The 18,259-nt window shown below is 69.5% G+C and carries 17 protein-coding genes; 6 read left to right on the top strand and 11 right to left on the bottom strand.

Features of this window, described 5'->3' with window-relative positions; genetic code table 11:
* Positions 1 to 7: 7 nt before the first annotated feature.
* Entirely contained in the window at positions 8 to 1,396 is a 1,389-nt protein-coding gene (locus tag NBY69_RS03635; RefSeq protein WP_250298158.1) for an aspartate ammonia-lyase, read from the bottom strand.
* 116 nt (positions 1,397 to 1,512) lie between these two features.
* Entirely contained in the window at positions 1,513 to 3,189 is a 1,677-nt protein-coding gene (locus NBY69_RS03630) for a fumarate hydratase (RefSeq protein WP_250298156.1), read from the bottom strand.
* A gap of 183 nt (positions 3,190 to 3,372) precedes the next feature.
* Here NBY69_RS03630 and NBY69_RS03625 point away from each other — a divergent pair, with 183 nt between their 5' ends.
* Both NBY69_RS03625 and NBY69_RS03620 read left to right on the top strand, forming a co-directional pair.
* Positions 3,373 to 4,041 (top strand): DUF1707 domain-containing protein, encoded by a 669-nt coding sequence (locus tag NBY69_RS03625; protein WP_250298155.1) that lies wholly within the window; start codon positions 3,373 to 3,375, stop codon positions 4,039 to 4,041.
* Between the two features lie 143 nt (positions 4,042 to 4,184).
* On the top strand, positions 4,185 to 4,553 hold the full coding sequence (locus NBY69_RS03620; protein WP_250298154.1) for a WhiB family transcriptional regulator: 369 nt from the start codon (positions 4,185 to 4,187) through the stop codon (positions 4,551 to 4,553).
* Between the two features lie 121 nt (positions 4,554 to 4,674).
* Here the strand turns inward: NBY69_RS03620 and glpX are convergent, their stop codons facing one another.
* Complete coding sequence (glpX, locus tag NBY69_RS03615) at positions 4,675 to 5,706, bottom strand: class II fructose-bisphosphatase (RefSeq protein ID WP_250298152.1); 1,032 nt, start codon at positions 5,704 to 5,706, stop codon at positions 4,675 to 4,677.
* A gap of 126 nt (positions 5,707 to 5,832) precedes the next feature.
* Here glpX and NBY69_RS03610 point away from each other — a divergent pair, with 126 nt between their 5' ends.
* Positions 5,833 to 6,357: a DUF4245 domain-containing protein gene (locus NBY69_RS03610; protein ID WP_266641029.1), complete on the top strand. Its 525-nt coding sequence runs from the start codon at positions 5,833 to 5,835 to the stop codon at positions 6,355 to 6,357.
* 97 nt (positions 6,358 to 6,454) lie between these two features.
* On the opposite strand, the gene NBY69_RS03605 is transcribed toward NBY69_RS03610, so the two are convergent.
* From NBY69_RS03605 to NBY69_RS03590, 4 genes are all read right to left on the bottom strand, one after another.
* Entirely contained in the window at positions 6,455 to 7,045 is a 591-nt protein-coding gene (locus tag NBY69_RS03605) for a malonic semialdehyde reductase (protein WP_250298151.1), read from the bottom strand.
* Between the two features lie 204 nt (positions 7,046 to 7,249).
* Positions 7,250 to 7,471 (bottom strand): exodeoxyribonuclease VII small subunit, encoded by a 222-nt coding sequence (locus tag NBY69_RS03600; protein WP_250298149.1) that lies wholly within the window; start codon positions 7,469 to 7,471, stop codon positions 7,250 to 7,252.
* Positions 7,472 to 7,489: 18 nt separating this feature from the next.
* Positions 7,490 to 8,755, bottom strand: coding sequence for an exodeoxyribonuclease VII large subunit (xseA, locus tag NBY69_RS03595; RefSeq protein ID WP_250298148.1), 1,266 nt, complete (start codon positions 8,753 to 8,755; stop codon positions 7,490 to 7,492).
* Between the two features lie 157 nt (positions 8,756 to 8,912).
* The gene (locus NBY69_RS03590) at positions 8,913 to 10,283 is read right to left on the bottom strand and encodes an APC family permease (RefSeq protein ID WP_250298147.1); all 1,371 of its coding nucleotides are present in this window, start codon (positions 10,281 to 10,283) and stop codon (positions 8,913 to 8,915) included.
* Between the two features lie 53 nt (positions 10,284 to 10,336).
* Here NBY69_RS03590 and NBY69_RS03585 point away from each other — a divergent pair, with 53 nt between their 5' ends.
* Together NBY69_RS03585 and ppgK are read left to right on the top strand one after the other, a co-directional pair.
* Positions 10,337 to 11,362: a 4-hydroxy-3-methylbut-2-enyl diphosphate reductase gene (locus NBY69_RS03585; protein WP_250298146.1), complete on the top strand. Its 1,026-nt coding sequence runs from the start codon at positions 10,337 to 10,339 to the stop codon at positions 11,360 to 11,362.
* A 30-nt stretch (positions 11,363 to 11,392) separates the two neighbouring features.
* Positions 11,393 to 12,130 carry a polyphosphate--glucose phosphotransferase gene (ppgK, locus tag NBY69_RS03580; RefSeq protein WP_250298145.1) on the top strand — a complete coding sequence of 246 codons (738 nt, stop codon included), beginning with the start codon at positions 11,393 to 11,395 and terminating at the stop codon, positions 12,128 to 12,130.
* A 71-nt stretch (positions 12,131 to 12,201) separates the two neighbouring features.
* On the opposite strand, the gene NBY69_RS03575 is transcribed toward ppgK, so the two are convergent.
* The gene (locus tag NBY69_RS03575) at positions 12,202 to 12,678 is read right to left on the bottom strand and encodes a DUF6542 domain-containing protein (protein WP_374211203.1); all 477 of its coding nucleotides are present in this window, start codon (positions 12,676 to 12,678) and stop codon (positions 12,202 to 12,204) included.
* Positions 12,679 to 12,912: 234 nt separating this feature from the next.
* On the opposite strand from NBY69_RS03575, the gene ychF reads away from it, so the two are divergent.
* A complete protein-coding gene (gene ychF, locus NBY69_RS03570) occupies positions 12,913 to 14,001 on the top strand; it encodes a redox-regulated ATPase YchF (RefSeq protein ID WP_250298143.1) in 1,089 nt (362 codons plus the stop codon).
* A 288-nt stretch (positions 14,002 to 14,289) separates the two neighbouring features.
* Here the strand turns inward: ychF and NBY69_RS03565 are convergent, their stop codons facing one another.
* Genes NBY69_RS03565 through NBY69_RS03555 form a run of 3 tightly spaced genes read right to left on the bottom strand, consistent with a single transcriptional unit; the run spans position 14,290 to position 18,070 of the window.
* Entirely contained in the window at positions 14,290 to 14,715 is a 426-nt protein-coding gene (locus tag NBY69_RS03565; protein WP_250298141.1) for a hypothetical protein, read from the bottom strand.
* Between the two features lie 6 nt (positions 14,716 to 14,721).
* The gene (locus tag NBY69_RS03560) at positions 14,722 to 17,124 is read right to left on the bottom strand and encodes a site-specific integrase (protein ID WP_250298140.1); all 2,403 of its coding nucleotides are present in this window, start codon (positions 17,122 to 17,124) and stop codon (positions 14,722 to 14,724) included.
* 40 nt (positions 17,125 to 17,164) lie between these two features.
* Entirely contained in the window at positions 17,165 to 18,070 is a 906-nt protein-coding gene (locus tag NBY69_RS03555) for a hypothetical protein (protein ID WP_250298138.1), read from the bottom strand.
* Positions 18,071 to 18,259: the final 189 nt, after the last annotated feature.

Here is an 18,259-nt window from a genome sequence, read left to right as displayed (position 1 = left end):
CGAAGCCCTACGGCCGTGTCATCCCCAGCACGTCCAGCGCCGCGTCCAGTTCCGCCTCGGTGAGGACACCCCGGGACACGTAGCCGCCCTCCACCACCACCTCGCGGATCGTCTTCCGTTCGGCCACCGCCCGCTTCGCCACCTTCGCGGCCTCCTCGTACCCGAGGTACTTGTTCAGCGGCGTGACGACCGACGGCGAGGACTCCGCGTACTCCCGCGCCCGTTCCACATCCGCGGTGATCCCGTCGACCGTACGGTCCGCGAGCAGCCGGGAGACGCGGGCGAGGAGCCGTACCGACTCCAGGACGTTCTTGGCGATCACCGGCAGCATCACGTTCAGTTCGAAGTTGCCCGCGGCTCCGGCCGCCGCCACCGTCGCGTCGTTGCCGGTGACCTGCGCCGCCACCATCAGCACCGCCTCCGGGATCACCGGGTTGACCTTGCCCGGCATGATCGAGGAACCGGGCTGGAGGTCGGGCAGGGAGATCTCGGCGAGGCCGGTGCGCGGGCCCGATGCCATCCAGCGCAGATCGTTGGAGATCTTGGTGAGGCCGGCCCCGATGGTCCGCAGCTGGCCGGACGTCTCGACGATCCCGTCCCGGGCGCCCTGCGCCTCGAAGTGGTTGCGCGCCTCGGTCAGCGGCAGCCCGGTCGTGCGGGCCACCTCGGCGATCACCGCGGCCGAGAAGCCGGGTGGGGTGTTGATGCCGGTGCCCACCGCCGTACCGCCGAGGGGGAGTTCGGCGAGGCGGGGCAGCGAGGCGTGGAGCCGTTCGACGCCGTAGCGGATCTGCGCCGCGTACCCGCCGAACTCCTGGCCCAGGGTCACCGGGGTGGCGTCCATCAGGTGCGTACGCCCGGACTTCACGACCTCCGAGAACTCCTCGGCCTTGCGCTCCAGCGAGGCCGCCAGATGGTTCAGCGCCGGGATCAGATCGCCGGTGACGGCCGCGGTGGCCGCGATGTGGATGGACGAGGGGAAGACGTCGTTGGACGACTGGGAGGCGTTGACGTGGTCGTTGGGGTGCACGTCACGGCCCAGCCGCTCGGTGGCGAGCGTGGCGATGACCTCGTTCATGTTCATGTTCGACGAGGTGCCGGAGCCCGTCTGGAAGACGTCCACCGGGAACTCGCCGTCCCACCGCCCGTCCGCCACCTCGGCGGCGGCCTCCTGGACCGCCTGCGCGAGGTCCTTGTCGACGACCCCGAGCTCGGCGTTGACCTTGGCGGCTGCCGCCTTGATCCGGGCCAGCGCCTCGATGTGCGCCCGCTCCAGGGTCTGGCCCGAGACGGGGAAGTTCTCCACCGCACGCTGGGTCTGGGCGCGCCACTTGGCGGCGGCGGGGACCCGTACCTCACCCATGGAGTCGTGCTCGATCCGGTACTGCTCAGTCATCGTCGTACCTCCTTGTCGGACAGCAATGCCCCGGAGACGGGTGTTCCCGGCCGTACGCAAAAGATCACCCCGCACCGCCGGACGGCGGTGCGGGGTGATCCCGGGCAGTACGGCGGTCACGCCTGGCCGGGCGCCCTGACCGGGATGTTCAGGATCGTCGGCGCCCCGGCCGGCGCCTGGAAGAAGTCGTTGCCCTTGTCGTCGACCACGATGAAGGCCGGGAAGTCCTCCACCTCGATCTTCCACACGGCCTCCATGCCCAGCTCCTCGTACTCCAGGACCTCGACCTTCTTGATGCAGTCCTGGGCCAGCCGCGCGGCGGGGCCGCCGATCGAGCCGAGGTAGAAGCCGCCGTGCGCGCCGCAGGCGTCGGTGACCTGCTGGGAGCGGTTGCCCTTGGCGAGCATGACCTTCGAGCCGCCCGCGGCCTGGAACTGCGCCACGTAGGAGTCCATCCGCCCGGCCGTGGTCGGGCCGAACGAACCGGACGCGTACCCCTCGGGGGTCTTCGCCGGGCCCGCGTAGTACACCGGGTGGTCCTTCAGGTACTGCGGCATCTCCTCGCCCGCGTCCAGCCGCTCCTTGATCTTGGCGTGCGCGATGTCGCGGGCCACGACCAGCGGGCCGGTCAGCGAGAGCCGGGTCTTGACCGGGTACTTGGTCAGCTCGGCGAGGACGTCGTCCATCGGCCGGTTCAGGTCGACCTCGACGACGTCACCGCCCGCGTCCAGGTGCTCGTCCGTGGTGTCGGGGAGGAAGCGCGCCGGGTCGGTCTCCAGCTGCTCCAGGAAGACGCCCTCGGCGGTGATCTTCGCGACGGCCTGGCGGTCCGCCGAGCAGGAGACGGCGATGGCGACGGGCAGCGAGGCGCCGTGCCGGGGGAGCCGGACCACGCGGACGTCGTGGCAGAAGTACTTGCCGCCGAACTGGGCGCCGATGCCGATCTTCTGGGTCAGCTCGAAGACCTTCTGCTCCAGCTCCGTGTCACGGAAGCCGTGACCGGTCGGGGAGCCCTCGGTCGGCAGCTCGTCGAGGTAGTGCGCGGAGGCGTACTTCGCGGTCTTCAGCGCGAACTCGGCGGAGGTGCCGCCCACGGTGATCGCGAGGTGGTACGGCGGGCACGCGGCCGTACCCAGCGAACGGATCTTCTCCTCCAGGAACTTCATCATGGACGCCTCGTTGAGGACGGCCTTGGTCTCCTGGTAGAGGAAGGACTTGTTGGCCGAGCCGCCGCCCTTGGCCATGAAGAGGAACTTGTACGCGCCGCCGTCGGTCGCGTACAGCTCGATCTGCGCGGGCAGGTTCGAGCCGGTGTTCTTCTCCTCCCACATGGTGAGCGGGGCCATCTGCGAGTACCGCAGGTTGAGCTTGGTGTACGCGTCGAAGATGCCGTGCGACAGGGCCTCCTCGTCGCCGCCCTCGGTGAGGACGTTCTGGCCGCGCTTGCCCATGACGATCGCGGTGCCGGTGTCCTGGCACATCGGGAGCACACCGGCCGCGGCGATGTTGGCGTTCTTCAGCAGGTCGAGCGCGACGAACTTGTCGTTCGACGAGGCCTCGGGGTCGTCGATGATCTTGCGCAGCTGGGTGAGGTGGGCCGGGCGCAGGTAGTGCGAGATGTCGTGCATGGCCTCGGCGGCGAGCGTGCGCAGTGCCTCGGGCTCGACCTTGAGGAAAGTACGCCCGTCGGCCTCGAAGGTGGAGACGCCCTCGGCGGTCACCAGCCGGTACGGCGTGGTGTCGGCTCCCACAGGAAGCAGATCGGAGTACGCAAACTCTGGCATGACGGCCATTCCTCACTCGGCAGACGCGGGCTGGCCGCTATCGGCACAGCGTTCACCAGCGTAGAACCCCGGAGGGGGTGCGTGGCTGTGAGGTAGGGCTCAACGCCGGTGGGACCCCCGGGAAGGCGGGGCCGCCCAGTTGGCCCGGCGAAGTGCTAGTCGCGATCTATCGCGTTTGGGTACGCTGGGCCGGTGGACCTCGAAAAGCAGCCCCAGCAGCCGCAGCCCGTCGGCATCCGTGCGTCCGACGCCGACCGCGACCGGATCGCCGACATCCTCAGGGACGCCCTGGCCGAGGGGCGTCTGGACGCCGAAGAGCACTCCGAGCGGATCGAGTCGGTCTACCGCGCCAAGACCCTCGGCGAACTGGAGCCGCTGGTCCAGGACTTGCCCGGACACAGCAACCGCCGCGAGCCGGGCGCCGCGGGGCACCCGCTCCCGTCGGACGACTCCGGCACGCCGGTCACCGCGGACAACCTGATCGCGGTCTTCTCCAGTTCGACCCGCAAGGGGCGCTGGCGGATCGGCCGCAGGACGAACGCGTTCTCGCTCTTCGGCAACATCGAGATCGATCTCACCGAGGCGCTGTTCGAGCAGCGGCTCACGGTCATCAACGCCACTTCGATCTTCGGCAACGTCGAGGTCACGGTCCCGGAGAACATCACGCTGCGCGGCAACGGCACGGGGATCTTCGGCAACTTCGAGGTCGACACCCTCGAATCGGAGAACCCGGAGGCGCCGGTGGTCGTGGTGAACGGCTACTCGGTCTTCGGCAACATCGAGGCCAAGCCGAAGCGCGGCAAGCTGATCGCGGACCTGCACGACCACATCCAGAAGAAGCTGCGCAAACACCTCAAGTAGGCGGTGTGACGGCCCCGATGGGGCGGTCCGGCACCCCCGGCGGGACGGCCGCGTCCTTCGGTACACAGTGCATAGGCGCGCGCACAGCGGGTAGGGACTGCTGCATCGTCTCTCGCTCGCGAAGCCGTCGTCAGGAGTAGACCGTGCTGCATCCGCCGCATCAGTCCTTGCAGGTCGCTGCCGTGCCACCGCAGCGTCTTCCGGCTCGGGAGGATCAGGCAGGGCCCTGGCATGCGGAGGCGGTGTGCCGCCGGGACGAGGCGGGGCTCTTCTTCGCCCCGTCCAAGGAGCCGACGGCCGCCCGTCTCGCCCGCGAGGAGGCGGCGAAGCGGGTCTGCGCCCGCTGTCCGGTGATGGTCGAGTGCCAGGAGCACGCGCTGCTGCAGCCCGAGCCGTACGGAGTCTGGGGCGGGCTGACCGCGGCCGAGCGCCGCGTCGTCCTGGCCCGGCGCCGACGGCGCGAGGTGGAGCTGAGGAGCGCGGCGGCGGACCCCATGGCGCAGGCGGGCTGACCGCGGGAGACCCACGGCATGCGAGAAGGGGCGCCCCCGCCGCACACGGGGGCGCCCCTTCCGCCGGATTCCGCTTCGTCCGGCCCTCTGCGGCGCCGGGCTCCGCACCTGCTTCCAGGCGCTACTTGGCGCGGTCGAAGTCGACCGCGCTGTACGCGCGCAGCTTCGACAGCCGGTGCGTCGAGTCGATCTGCCGGATGGTGCCGGACTTCGAGCGCATGACCAGGGACTGGGTGGTCGCGGTCTCGGCCCGGTAGCGCACGCCGCGCAGCAGCTCGCCGTCGGTGATGCCGGTGGCGACGAAGAACACGTTGTCCCCGCTGACCAGGTCGGTCGTGGACAGCACCCGGTCCAGGTCGTGGCCCGCGTCGAGGGCACGCTGCCGCTCGGCCTCGTCCTTCGGCCAGAGCTTGCCCTGGATCGTGCCGCCGAGGCACTTGATCGCACAGGCGCTGATGATGCCCTCGGGCGTACCGCCGATGCCCATCAGCAGGTCGACGCCGGTGCCTTCCCGTACGGCCATGATCGAGCCGGCCACGTCGCCGTCCGAGATGAACTTGATCCGGGCGCCGGTCTCCCGGATCTCCTTGACGATCCCGTCGTGGCGGGGGCGGTCGAGGATGACCACGGTGACGTCCTCGGGCGACGACCTCTTCGCCTTGGCGACCCGGCGGATGTTGACCGAGACGGGGGCGTTGATGTCGACGAAGTCGGCGGCCTCCGGGCCGGTGACCAGCTTGTCCATGTAGAACACCGCGGACGGGTCGAACATCGAGCCGCGGTCGGCGGCGGCCAGCACGGCGATCGCGTTCGGCATGCCCTTGGCGTTGAGCGTGGTGCCGTCGATCGGGTCGACGGCGATGTCGACCTCCGGGCCGGTGCCGTCGCCGATGTGCTCTCCGTTGAAGAGCATCGGGGCTTCGTCCTTCTCGCCCTCGCCGATGACGACGACGCCGTTCATCGAGACGGTGGAGACGAGCGTCCGCATCGCGTTGACCGCGGCACCGTCCGCCCCGATCTTGTCGCCCCGCCCGACCCACCGGCCGGCGGCCATGGCGGCGGCCTCGGTGACCCGGACGAGCTCCAGGGCGAGGTTGCGGTCCGGGGCCTCGGGGGAGACCTCCAGCTGCGAAGGGAGATGATGCTCGGTCATCGGCACGCACCTTTCTGATACGACGACGGCCGTATGTAGAGGGTTCGTTCGATTCTATCGTCAGGCCGACAAAATGAGCAGCGGGCCCCACGTATGAGCGAGCGGGCGACCTGAGAGCATGGGGCCGTGGCAGGTACGCGAAGCAACAAGACGGTGCGGGGACTGGTGCAGTCGATGGCGGTCATCGGCGCCGCCGCCGCATGTATCTACGTATTCGTTCCGCATGCCGGGACTTCCGAACCGGTGAAGACGGTCGACTACCGCGTGGAGCAGCTCACGGCGCAGCGCGCGGCGCCGTACCCGGTGCAGGCGCCGGTCGGGCTCCCCGGGGGCTGGAAGGCGACGTCGGTCTCCTACGAGCGGCAGAACGGCAATGCGTGGCACCTGGGGTTCCTGGACCCGGAGGGGCAGTACGTGGCCGTGGAGCAGTCCACCGGCCCCGCGGCGGAGTTCGTCACGGCCGTGAGCAAGGACGCGTCGAAGACGTCCGGTACGCAGCAGGTGGGCGGCGAGACCTGGCAGCGCTGGAAGGGTGCCAAGTACGACGCCCTGGTGCGCCACGACAAGGGTTCCACCACGGTGGTGACGGGGACCGCGTCGTACGAGCAGCTGGCGAAGATGGCGGCGGCGCTCAAGTCCGGACAGGCGTGACGTCCCGGCGGTGCGAGCCGCCGGGTACGCCGAGAGGCCGCCGCGCCCCTGTGGGGTGCGGCGGCCTCTCGGTATGCCTGGGGTCCTGACGGACGGGTCAGACGGTGGTGATGACCTCGTCGAGGGACAGGCGCGGGGAGCGGGGGAACCACGCGTCGTCGCCCGGCTTGCCGATGTTGATGACCATCAGCGGGGTGTGGTCGTCGTCCAGGAACTCCTTCTGGATGCCGGCGAAGTCGAAGCCCGTCATCGGACCGGCGGCCAGACCGGCGGCGCGGATGCCGACGATGAAGTAACCGGCCTGGAGTGTGGCGTTGACCAGGGCGGCCTGCTCGCGGACCGGGCGCTCGGAGAAGAACGCGTCCTTGGCCGCGGGGAAGTGCGGGAGCAGCTGCGGGAGCTCCTCGTGGAACTCGTTGTCGGCGGAGAGGATCGCGACCAGCGGGGCGGTGGCGGTCTTCTGCGCGTTGCCCTCGGCCATGTGCTGCACGAGGCGCTCACGGGCCTCGGGGGAGCGGACGAGGGTGATGCGCAGCGGCGACTGGTTGAAGGCGGTCGGCCCGAACTTGACCAGGTCGTAGATCGCCTGCACCTGCTCCTCGGTCACCGGCTCGTCGGTGAAGGTGTTCGCGGTGCGCGCCTCACGGAAGAGGAGGTCCTGGGCGGCGGGGTCGAGAACGAGCGACATCTTTCGTACCTTCCGGGCATACGGGGGATCCGGGTGGTGGATCACGGGGGATCCAGGCGGTGGATCGCGGGCGTCCTCGACTGTACGACCGAGATGTATTAAGTTTCAACTAAATCCGCCCCGACGTGATCGGCCTCACAACCGGACCGGCCCTCCGGATACGGCCCCCCGAACGTCGGCCCTCACCCCGCTCCGCCGGGGCCGTCAGTCCTCGCCCCGCTCCGTGCCCTCGGCCAGCGCCGCGTCCAGGCGCGCCCGCGCCCCGTCCAGCCAGCCCCGGCACACCTTCGCCAGCTCCTCGCCCCGCTCCCAGAGCGCCAGGGACTCCTCCAGCGTCGTCCCCCCGGTCTCCAACCGCCGCACGACATCGATCAGTTCGTCGCGCGCCTGCTCGTAGCCCGGCGCCGCTTCATCCGTCTTGGCCATCTCGTCCACCCTTCGCCTTCACTCGTGCTCTTCGTCCGGTCGCGTCCGTTCTTCGCCCGGTGGTACCGCCGGATCCCTCGGTGCGACCGTGACGTCCAGCTCGCCCCCGGCCACCCGGGCCCGCAGCGGCTCTCCGTCCGCCACCTCGTCCGGGACCCGCACCACCGCCCCGTCCGCCCGCTGCAACACCGCGTACCCCCGCTCCAGCGTCGCCGCCGGGGAGAGCGCCACCACCCGCGCGCGGGTGTGCGCGAGCTCCGAGTCCGCACGGTCCAGCAGGTGCCGCAGCGTGCGCCTGCTCCGCTCGACGAGCGCGTCGACGACCTCCTCGCGCTCCTCCACCATCCGCCGCGGTCGCTCCATCGAGGGCCTGGCCAGTGCGGCGGCCAGCCCGCGCTGCTCCCGGTCGAGCAGCCCCTGGACGGACCGCAGCGCGCGGTCCCGCAGCAGCCGGACCCGGTCCAGCTCCTCCCCGACGTCCGGTACGACCTTCTTCGCCGCGTCCGTCGGGGTGGACGCCCGGACATCCGCCACCAGATCCAGCAGCGGCGAATCCGGCTCGTGCCCGATCGCCGAGACGACCGGCGTACCGCACGCGGCCACCGCCCGGACCAGCTGCTCGTCGGAGAACGGCAGCAGATCCTCCACGCTGCCCCCGCCCCGCGCCACGATGATCACGTCCACGTCCGGAAGCCCGTCCAGCTCCCGCACCGCTTCGACCACCTGCGGCACGGCGTGCACCCCCTGCACCGCCACATTCCGCACCTCGAACCGCACGGCGGGCCAGCGCCGCCGTGCGTTCTCCAGCACGTCCCGCTCCGCCGCCGAGGCCCGGCCCGTCACCAGACCGACCAGCTGCGGCAGGAAGGGCACCGGCTTCTTACGGTCCAGGGCGAACAGGCCTTCCCCGGCCAGCGTCCTCTTCAGCTGTTCCAGGCGGGCCAGCAGTTCACCGATCCCCACCGGCTTCATCTCCACGGCCCGCAACGACAACTGGCCGCGCGGCGCGTACCACTCGGGCTTCGCGTGGACGACGACCCGCGCGCCCTCCGCCACCACGTCCGCGACCGCGTCGAAGACCTGCCGGAAGCAGGTCACGGACACCGAGATGTCGTACGAGGGGTCGCGCAGCGTCAGGAACACCACCCCCGCGCCCGGCCGGCGCGACAGCTGGGTGATCTGCCCCTCGACCCACACCGCGCCGAGCCGGTCGATCCACCCCCCGATGAGCCGCGACACCTCGCCCACGGGCAGCGGTGCGTCCGCACTCGTATTCAGAGCCATGCACGCAGGCTATGCGGTGCCACTGACATCGACGGCCGCCGACGGGTCCGGGGTGAGCCCGCCGACGGATCCGGGAGAGACGGCGGGGCCGCCGGGAAAGAACCACGGATCCGCCGGGAAGGACAGCGACAGGTCCCGTCAGGAGAGACAGGTCCCGTCAGGAGAGACCGCCGACCCGGCGCCCGCGCTGCACGGCGAACACCACGAGCCCGGCCGCCAGCCAGATCAGCCCGACCCACTGCGCCGTGCTCGTCGCCTCCACGATCACCGCGACCGTCACCGCCGCACCCAGCACCGGCATCAGCACATGCCGCCACCAGACCGGCGGCCCCTCCTCCTTCTTCACCGCGAACCAGCCCACCACCGAGGCGTGCAGCAGGACGAACGCGGTCAGCGCCCCGATGTCGACCACCGACACCAGCCGGTCCAGGCCGTCGTCGCGCCGCGCCGCCCACACCGCCGCCACCAGCGTCACCACCGCGGCCAGCAGCAGCGCGACCCGCGGCACCCCGGACGGGCCGTCCACCTTCGCGAGGACGCGCGGCAGCCGCCGGTTGCGGCCCATCGCGAAGAGCAGCCGTCCCGCCGCCGCCTGTCCCGCCAGTGCCGCGAAGGCCGCCCCGATCGCCTTGCTCACCGCGACCAGGTCGTGCAGCCAGCTGCCGACCGCGGAGTCCACCGTGTCGTAGAAGGCCGACCCCTGCGCGGCCGGATCGGCGGCCAACTTCGCCGACGACACCGGCTCCAGAACCGCCGCCAGGTACCCCTGCACGATGAACAGCACACCCGCGAGCACCAGGCAGAACAGCACCGCCCGCGCGACCTTCGCCGACCCCCCGGTGACCTCCTCCGCGAACGAGGCGATCGCGTCGAACCCCAGGTACGACAGCACCGCCACGGACACCGCCCCGAGCACCGCCGACAACGAGAACCCGGTGTCGGCGGTGAACGGCGTCGCCCAGCCCTGCCGCGGCCCGTGCTGGATCAGCACCACCACCGCGGCCACCACGAACACCCCGAGCACAACGATCTCCAGCGCGAGCACCGCGAAGCCGACCCGGGCCGCCGCCCGTACGCCCCAGAGGTTCAGCAGCGTGGTCACCACCACGGCGAGCGCGGTCCACACCCACCGCGACACCGAGGGCACGAGCGCGTTCAGCGCGATCCCGGAGAAGAGGTACGCGACCGCCGGGATCAGCAGGTAGTCGAGCAGCGCCATCCACCCGGCGATGAAGCCGGGCCCCTCGCCGAGGCCCTTGCGCGCGTAGGCGAAGACCGATCCGGCCTGCGGGACGACCCGCACCATCTGGGCGTAGCTGAACGCGGTGAATCCCATCGCGATCGTGGCCACGACGTAGACGAGTGCCACCGCGCCGTGCGCTTTCGCGTCGAGGGTGCCGAAGATCCCCACGGGCGCCATCGGGGCGATGAAGAGCAGCCCGTAGACGACCAGATCCCGGAAACCGAGATTCCGTCGAAGGGTAGGCGCTGCCCCACCACTGTCCGTAGTCGTGCCATCGGTAGTCATGACGCCAGTCTTCCCGCAAGCGCGAGCCCCGGCCCGCAGGGCACGGCCTTACGATGGACGGTATGACTGCACAGACTGCCCGTCGTGTCCTGCTCGCCGCCCCCCGTGGGTACTGCGCCGGTGTGGACCGTGCCGTGATCGCCGTCGAGAAGGCCCTTGAGCAGTACGGTGCGCCCGTCTACGTCCGCAAGGAGATCGTGCACAACAAATACGTCGTGCAGACCCTGGAGAAGAAGGGCGCCGTCTTCGTCGACGAGACGCAGGAGGTCCCGGAGGGCTCCATCGTGGTCTTCTCCGCGCACGGCGTCGCGCCCGTCGTCCACGACGAGGCGGCGCAGCGCAGTCTCGCGACGATCGACGCCACCTGCCCGCTGGTCACCAAGGTCCACAAGGAAGCCGTCCGCTTCGCCAACGACGACTACGACATCCTGCTGATCGGCCACGAGGGCCACGAGGAGGTCGTCGGGACGAGCGGTGAGGCGCCCGAACACATCACGCTCGTGGACGGCCCCGAGGACGTCGCCAACGTCACCGTGCGCGACGAGTCGAAGGTGGTCTGGCTCTCCCAGACCACCCTCTCCGTGGACGAGACCATGGAGACGGTCGACGCGCTCAAGGAGAAGTTCCCGCAGCTCATCTCGCCGCCCAGCGACGACATCTGCTACGCCACCCAGAACCGGCAGACCGCCGTCAAGCAGATGGGCGCGGACGCCGACCTGGTCATCGTCGTCGGCTCCAAGAACTCGTCGAACTCGGTACGGCTGGTCGAGGTGGCGCTCGGCGCGGGCGCCCGCGCCTCCCATCTGGTGGACTTCGCCGAGGAGCTGGACGAGGCCTGGCTGGAGGGCGTCAGCACGGTCGGCGTCACCTCGGGCGCCTCGGTCCCGGAGATCCTGGTCGACGGCGTACTGGAATGGCTGGCCGCGCGCGGCTTCGGCGATGTGGAGATCGTGAAGGCGGCCGAGGAGTCGATCACCTTCTCGCTCCCCAAGGAACTCCGCCGTGACCTGCGAGCCGAGGCGGCGAGTCTCTCCGCCGACGCGGCGGGGAGTCACCCCGCGGAGCCTTCCGGCAAGTGACGGAGCGTTCCGCGCCGTAACGTGGGAGCCATGCAGATCTTCGGTGTGGACATCGGCGGATCCGGGATCAAGGGCGCTCCCGTGGACCTGGACCGCGGAGACCTCGCGCAGGAACGTCACAAAGTGCTGACCCCGCATCCGGCCACGCCCGACGGTGTGGCCGACGGGGTCGCCGAGGTGGTCAAGAACTTCGCCTGGACCGGCACGGTGGGGATCACCTTCCCCGGTGTCGTCACCGAAGGCACCGTCCGCACGGCGGCCAATGTCGACAAGAGCTGGATCGGCGTCGACGCGGCGGCTCTGATCGGCGGCAGGCTGGACCTGCCGGTGACCGTACTCAACGACGGGGACGCCGCGGGCATCGCGGAGATGACCTTCGGGGCGGGCCGCGACCGCACGGGCACGGTCATCCTGCTCACGCTCGGTACGGGCATCGGCTCGGCCGTCTTCCGTAACGGGAACCTGCTGCCCAACACCGAGCTGGGCCACCTCGAACTGCACGGCCACGACGCGGAGACGCGCGCGTCGACGAAGGCCAAGGAGGACGAGGACCTGAGCTGGCACCACTGGGCGCACCGCGTGCAGAAGTACCTGGCGCACGTGGAGATGCTCTTCTCGCCGGAACTCTTCATCATCGGCGGCGGCGTGAGCCGCAAGTCCGAGAAGTTCCTTCCCCTGATCGAGGGGATCCGCGCGGAGATCGTGCCGGCCCAGCTGCAGAACAACGCGGGCATCGTGGGCGCGGCGATGGCGGCGTCCCGCCGCTGACCGGTTCCGGCCCGGAAGCCTGGGGCCCAGGGTTCGATCCCGGCCGCCCCTCCGGCCCCTGAGGCCCCTGACTACCGGTACCGCCGCCGGATCATCCGTACCTTTCGCACGGTCGCGATCACCCCGGCGACCAGCGTCCCGCCGTACAGCCACCCGGCGTTCAGCGCGAGCGTCGTGATCACGGCGAGTACCCGCCCGCCGACCCCGCCGGTGCCACCGGCGATCGGCAGCGTGCCGAAGGCGAACGCGATCGGCACGCTGACCGGCGCGGTGACCAGATCGGCGGGGCGCACCCAGACCGCGGTCAGTGCGGCGACCGGCAGGAACAGCAGCCCGTACATCAGCGGCCCGCCGTCGAACAGCAGCCAGTCCACGCAGCCGAGCAGGAACATCACCCCCGCGGCGAAGATCCCGCCGCCCAGGCCGGTCAGCCGCGGATTCGGCAGCCGCCGCAGCGCGACCACCACCGGCGGTACGGGTCGCCGGGCCCGGACCGGGGCCGTCCGGTAGACGGTCGCCGACGGGGGCGGAGGCGGGGGCGCCGCGATGCTGCTCTCGGAAGGACCGTCCGGCTGAGACGTACGAATCCTGGGTCGCTGGTCCACTTGACCAAAGTAGGTTGCGGGACGGGATGAATCCGGCGTTGGACACGCGCTTTGAGCGAGCTTGGCGATCAGTTCGATGACACGGGGCGCCGGGTCCCGTACGACACGCCCGTAAACTGGGCGATCGGCCCACCTCCGGGCCGGGTACATCAGCTCTCGCTACGGGAAGTCGCCAACGTGTCGCTCACGATCGGAATCGTCGGTCTGCCGAATGTCGGCAAGTCGACCCTGTTCAACGCCCTGACCAAGAACGACGTGCTGGCGGCCAACTACCCGTTCGCCACCATCGAGCCGAACGTCGGCGTCGTCGGTGTCCCCGACGTCCGCCTGGCCAAGCTCGCCGAGGTCTTCGGCTCCCAGAAGATCATCCCGGCGACGGTCGACTTCGTCGACATCGCGGGCATCGTGCGCGGGGCGTCGGAGGGCGAGGGGCTGGGCAACAAGTTCCTGGCGAACATCCGCGAATCCGATGCGATCTGCCAGGTCATCCGCGCCTTCAAGGACGAGAACGTCGTCCACGTCGACGGCAAGGTCTCGCCCAAGGACGACATCGAGACGATCAACACCGAGCTGATCCTCGCCGACCTCCAGTCCGTGGAGAAGGCGGTCCCGCGCCTCACGAAGGAGTCCCGCCTCCAGAAGGAGAAGGTCGCGGTCCTGGCGGCCGTCGAGGAGGCCCAGAAGATCCTCGAAGCGGGCACCACGCTCTTCGCGGCAGGCATCACGGCCAACACCGAGAAGGGCCGCCTCCTCCACGAGCTGCACCTCCTCACCACGAAGCCCTTCCTGTACGTCTTCAACGTCGACGAGGACGAACTGGTCGACGAGGACTTCAAGAACGAGCAGCGCGCCCTGGTCGCCCCCGCCGAGGCGATCTTCCTCAACGCCAAGATCGAGTCCGAGCTGATCGAACTCGACGACGCGGAGGCGCTCGAACTCCTCCAGTCGATGGGCCAGGAAGAGCCGGGCCTGGCCACACTCGGCCGCGTCGGCTTCGACACGCTGGGCCTCCAGACGTACCTGACGGCAGGCCCCAAGGAGTCCCGCGCCTGGACGATCAAGAAGGGCGCGACGGCTCCCGAGGCGGCCGGTGTGATCCACACCGACTTCCAGAAGGGCTTCATCAAGGCCGAGGTGATCTCGTTCGCGGACCTGATGGAGACGGGCTCGGTCGCGGAGGCACGCGCGAAGGGCAAGGCCCGGATGGAGGGCAAGGAGTACGTGATGCAGGACGGGGATGTGGTGGAGTTCCGCTTCAACGTGTAGTTGATCTAGCGAAAGGCCGTCTGACCTGTGGCGGAGTGGGTTGGGCGGCCTTTGCGGTCCGCACGGAGTCCGCAGCGTGCTGACTTCGGTCAGCGCACGGGGGAGCGGTTACGCCGCTTCGTCGACCTGAGGCTGGGCCTCGGCGGACCGGTCCGCGTACGCCTTGTCGACGGCGGCCCGGGTCCGCTCCTCGGAGTCGGGCCACAGGTGTAATGGTGACGTCGGGTATTGGAACTGTCCGAATGCCTTGGGCGTGATCGCACCCGATGACACCCTTGGCCATGTAGGTCACTCATCCCAGTCCAACGTGAACTCGCCGGTAGCGCTGTCGCGAGTGGCGTGGCAGCGGCGGGGTGCCAGAGAGAACTCCGCTTCGGCCCACCCGGCGATCGCCGGCGCGAGGGCCACCTCTGCGTAATCGACCTCGAAGATCTCCAGTGCTCGGACTGCGATCAGTATGTAAGGGCTGCTTTCGACGAGTTCGATGTCGCCAGAGACCTTGCCCAGGCCGACTCGCAGCGTGGCGACTTCACTCTCGGTGAGTGTCAGCCGGTTGCCGTAGTAGGCGTTGTTGACCTCGGAAGCGTCTAGCCAGACCCGGTCGCTGACGGGGGCGCCGGCAGTTGGCGGGACCGTCAGCCGGATGGCTTCGGCTGCGATCCCGAGAAACAGTCCGAAGCCACTCTTCTGCACCTTGTAGCGATAGGTTCGCATTGGATCTCATTCGTGTCGTGAGTCGCGGCACCGGTCGCCGGACGCGATTTCGTGGTCGTGGCGACTTGCTCTGTGGCTGATCTCGGCGGCGTAGGTGGCCCAGTCGCCCGCGGAGAGACGTTGCCAGGCGACGGCGACGTCGGTGTGGATGCCCAGGGTGCGGGCGAGGATTGCGGCAGGAATCTGGGTGGCGAGCTGGAAGAGCGCGGTGCTGCGGGCCTGGTTGGGCCGGATTCCGAGCTGGTTGAGGCGATGTGTCAGCTGTGTGGTGCTGATCGGCCGTCCGGGCTGGCCGCCGGGGAAGAGCCATGGAGACGGGGCCAAGGCCCCGATGGTCGCGTGCCCCTTGCGGTTCGCGGCGACCGCGCGGGCCAGCGCGGCGACGGGCTCAGGCAATTGGACGGGGGCATCGCCGAGGTGGAGACGTACTTCCTGAGCGCCGACCTCGACGTCCTCGATGGTCAACCGGCTGATCGCCGACGCCCCTTGGGCATAGAGGAGGAGAAGCAGTCCTGCGAGGCGGTCTTCGGGCTTGAGGGTGTAGTCGTGCAGGAGTCGGCGTGCGACGTTCCAGCGATGCTCGTCATCGAGCGGCTGAGTGGGGCCGTTCCAGCGGACGGCGGGGACGTGGACGGTGGTGAGCTTGTTGGTGCGAGCCCAGCGGATGAAGTGCCCGGCCGTCTGGCGGTAAGTGGCGGAGTCGTCGGTGAGCCACCGGTCGAGGTCGGGCTGCCGACAGATCTCCAGGGTGAGGTCGTGGGCCGCCAGCCAGTTCAGGAAGGCGACGGCCGCGTGGGTGCGTTGACGTGCAGATATGAACTGCTGCGGGGTGATGGGGCGGCCGTTGTTGCGTCGGCGAAGTCGCCGGAGCAGGTGCCAGATCGCGTACCGGTGTAGGACTTTGCGTTGTTCGGGGTCCTGATGGGATGCGAGGAGGCCGGTGAGGAAGCGTTCGAGGCGGACCATGTACTCGTCGCGCTCGGGCAGGGCACCGACGCCGACGAGGACTTGGCGGAGGTGGGAAAGGGGCGGGCTGTCGGGCAGTTCGTCGAGGGCCTCGTGGGTGAGGGCTCGTCGGCCGACCGCGAGGTCGGACAGGACCGGGGAGACGGACGGCTTGTTCAGCCACCGTCTGGCGGTGATGGGGTGCTCGGTGGTGGCGATGTTGTGCCGGAGGGCTTCGAGGCCGGGGTGGAGGGCATCGGACGGAGGGCCCAGCAGTTCGTTGAGGCGCCGGTTGATGAGGCAGCGAGCGCACTGGCCGGGGTGCGGGTAGTCGGGGTCGTCGCAGGTGGGACAGGTGTGCCAGACCTCAGGGGCGGTGCAGTCCACGCAAAGGGGCTCGGTGAGGGTGCCGGAGACGACCGCCGCGACGCCTCCGCAGGCCGAGCACGAGGCTGACAGGCGCTGACATTCCGGGCACCACGGTCGGCCTGTGGTGCGGGAGGTGCCGCAGGGCTTCTCCTCGCCGCAGATGCTGCAGGCCATGGTGGGGAGCGCGGGGCAGCTCGGGCAGAGCGGGCCGTCCGGCGTGCGAGTGCTCACTACCTTTCGTCTGCCGCAGTTGATGCAGGTCTCCAGGTTCGCCGGGTCGCTGACCAGGCAATTGGGACACAGCGGTCGGCCATGGTCGTCGCGGGTGGCCGGCTCGCGTCGGGCTCCGCAGCCTGAGCACTCCTCGATGCGGGAGTGGGAGATGCAGGTGCGGCAGACCCGCTGTCCGTCCAGGGGCTTGTCGATGCGTACGACTCTGTGGCAGCCGGGGCAGGACGGCCGGACGATCCCAGTGACGTCGGCCTCGTGCAGCAGGTCGATGAGTCGGAGGATCGCGCGGTGAGGTGCGAGATGGCCGTCCCCGGTCAGCAGGGAGGGGTTGGATTCTAGGGCCCAGGCGAGTTTCTGCTGGTAGGAGGGGCGGGGTGCCGCTCGGTGGACCGCGTCGGCGATCACTTCCTGCAGGGCCTGCGGGTCAAGTTCGGTGATCAGGGCGCCGATCACCGCGATGGGGTCGCGTCCATCGGTGTCCGGGCACTTGCCGCATCGTGGTCGTCCGGCCCGGTCGCGTGAAGCGACCCGGCGGGTGTTTCCGCAGGAAGCACACGGCTCGGACAGTGGTCCGCAGTTCCAGCAGTACCAGTCCTGGCCGCGGCGCTGGAGGGTGCGCATCTGTCTGCCGCACTCGGCGCAACACGGCGGCGACACCGTCTGGGCGCCGACCTCGCGCAGGGCGATGAGCAGGTCGCCGACGGCCCTGGGCGCCGGAGAGCGGCCGTCGGTCAGCACGCTGGGATGCTCGACCAGATGCGACGCGAGGCGGCGTGACTTCGAGCGGCCGCCCGCGACGCTTATGACCACGGCGCGGACCCGGTCGGGCTCCAGGTCATGCTCGACGGCCCCGACCAGGTCCACGATCAGCCCAACCGGAGAGGAGCCCTCACCTCTGCCGCGGCTATTTCCTTTCGGCCAGGCTGTACGGCCTCCAGGCCACTCCGGTCTTGTCAGGTCCCCAGTATTCGGCGTACTCCGCGTCGTCAAGGACGCCGGATACGCGGAACACGCCGGGGACGGAGCCCGGGTCCTTCACCTGGAGGGAGTGCTTGATCCCCTTGCTGTCGATGTAGTCCACCCTCAGGTGGTACTCGACGTACTCCTTGCCCATCAGCTTCGACTCCACGGCCATGACGAAACCGTCGCCGGTCTTGAGGGTCTGCGACTGCCGGGAGAAGTAGGGCTTTCCGTGCTGAGTGAACTTGGGGTACCGGTTGTCCAGGTCGAGTTCCGCCGGGATGTTGTCCGATCCGATCCCTCCCAGAGGTTCGATCATCGTGGTGCTGATCGCTTCGGTGCGCCGTGTGATCACGGGCACGATGTCCACCACCCTGATGGGCGTGGAGGACACATTGGTGACCGTCAGCTTGTAGGCGGTCTTGTTGACGGAGACCGCGGCGATCTTCCGGAGCAGATGGTTCCAGGACTCCGGAGTTCTTGTGCCTGTGAGTACGGCCCTGTCTGCAGCGCCGGTGACTTTGTGGTCCGAGACCATATACGTGCCGCCCTCCTCCCGTACGACCGCCACCTCAAGGGGAGTGGACGCTCTCGGATCAGGTCGGGCTGAAGCGGCCGGCTTGTCGTCACCCGAGAGCGCGTCGGTGACGAACCCCTGAAGCGACGACCCCAGGCCGGTGATGAGGCTCACGACGACGGCGGACAAGCCGGTGAGAACAGCAGCCACCAGTGCGGTCCGGGTCGATGGCTTGTTGGATTCGGGTTCTGTCGCAGTGCGATGCCGTTCGGACACGCGCCTAAGGTGTCCACGCTGACCGGTCCGCCGCGCCATGTTGCCCCCTGTGTCCATGACCTGTCGTCAGGGCGGCGTGCTCAGGATCTGACCTGAACCGGTCCGTTTCCTTTGCCTCGCTCATGTCTGCGCGGGGCAGGCACGAGCACCCCCTGCACCGGAGTGTCGACGACGTGTCAGAGTATCGAAAGTCCTTGATCCTAGACCGGGCCGGGCGCGGCGGGCCAGCGGATTGCATGGCGCCGG

Source organism: Streptomyces sp. A 4/2 (assembly GCF_940670765.1).
In the GTDB taxonomy this organism is placed as follows: Bacteria; Actinomycetota; Actinomycetes; order Streptomycetales; family Streptomycetaceae; genus Streptomyces.
This window is presented reverse-complemented; position numbering and strand designations above follow the sequence as displayed.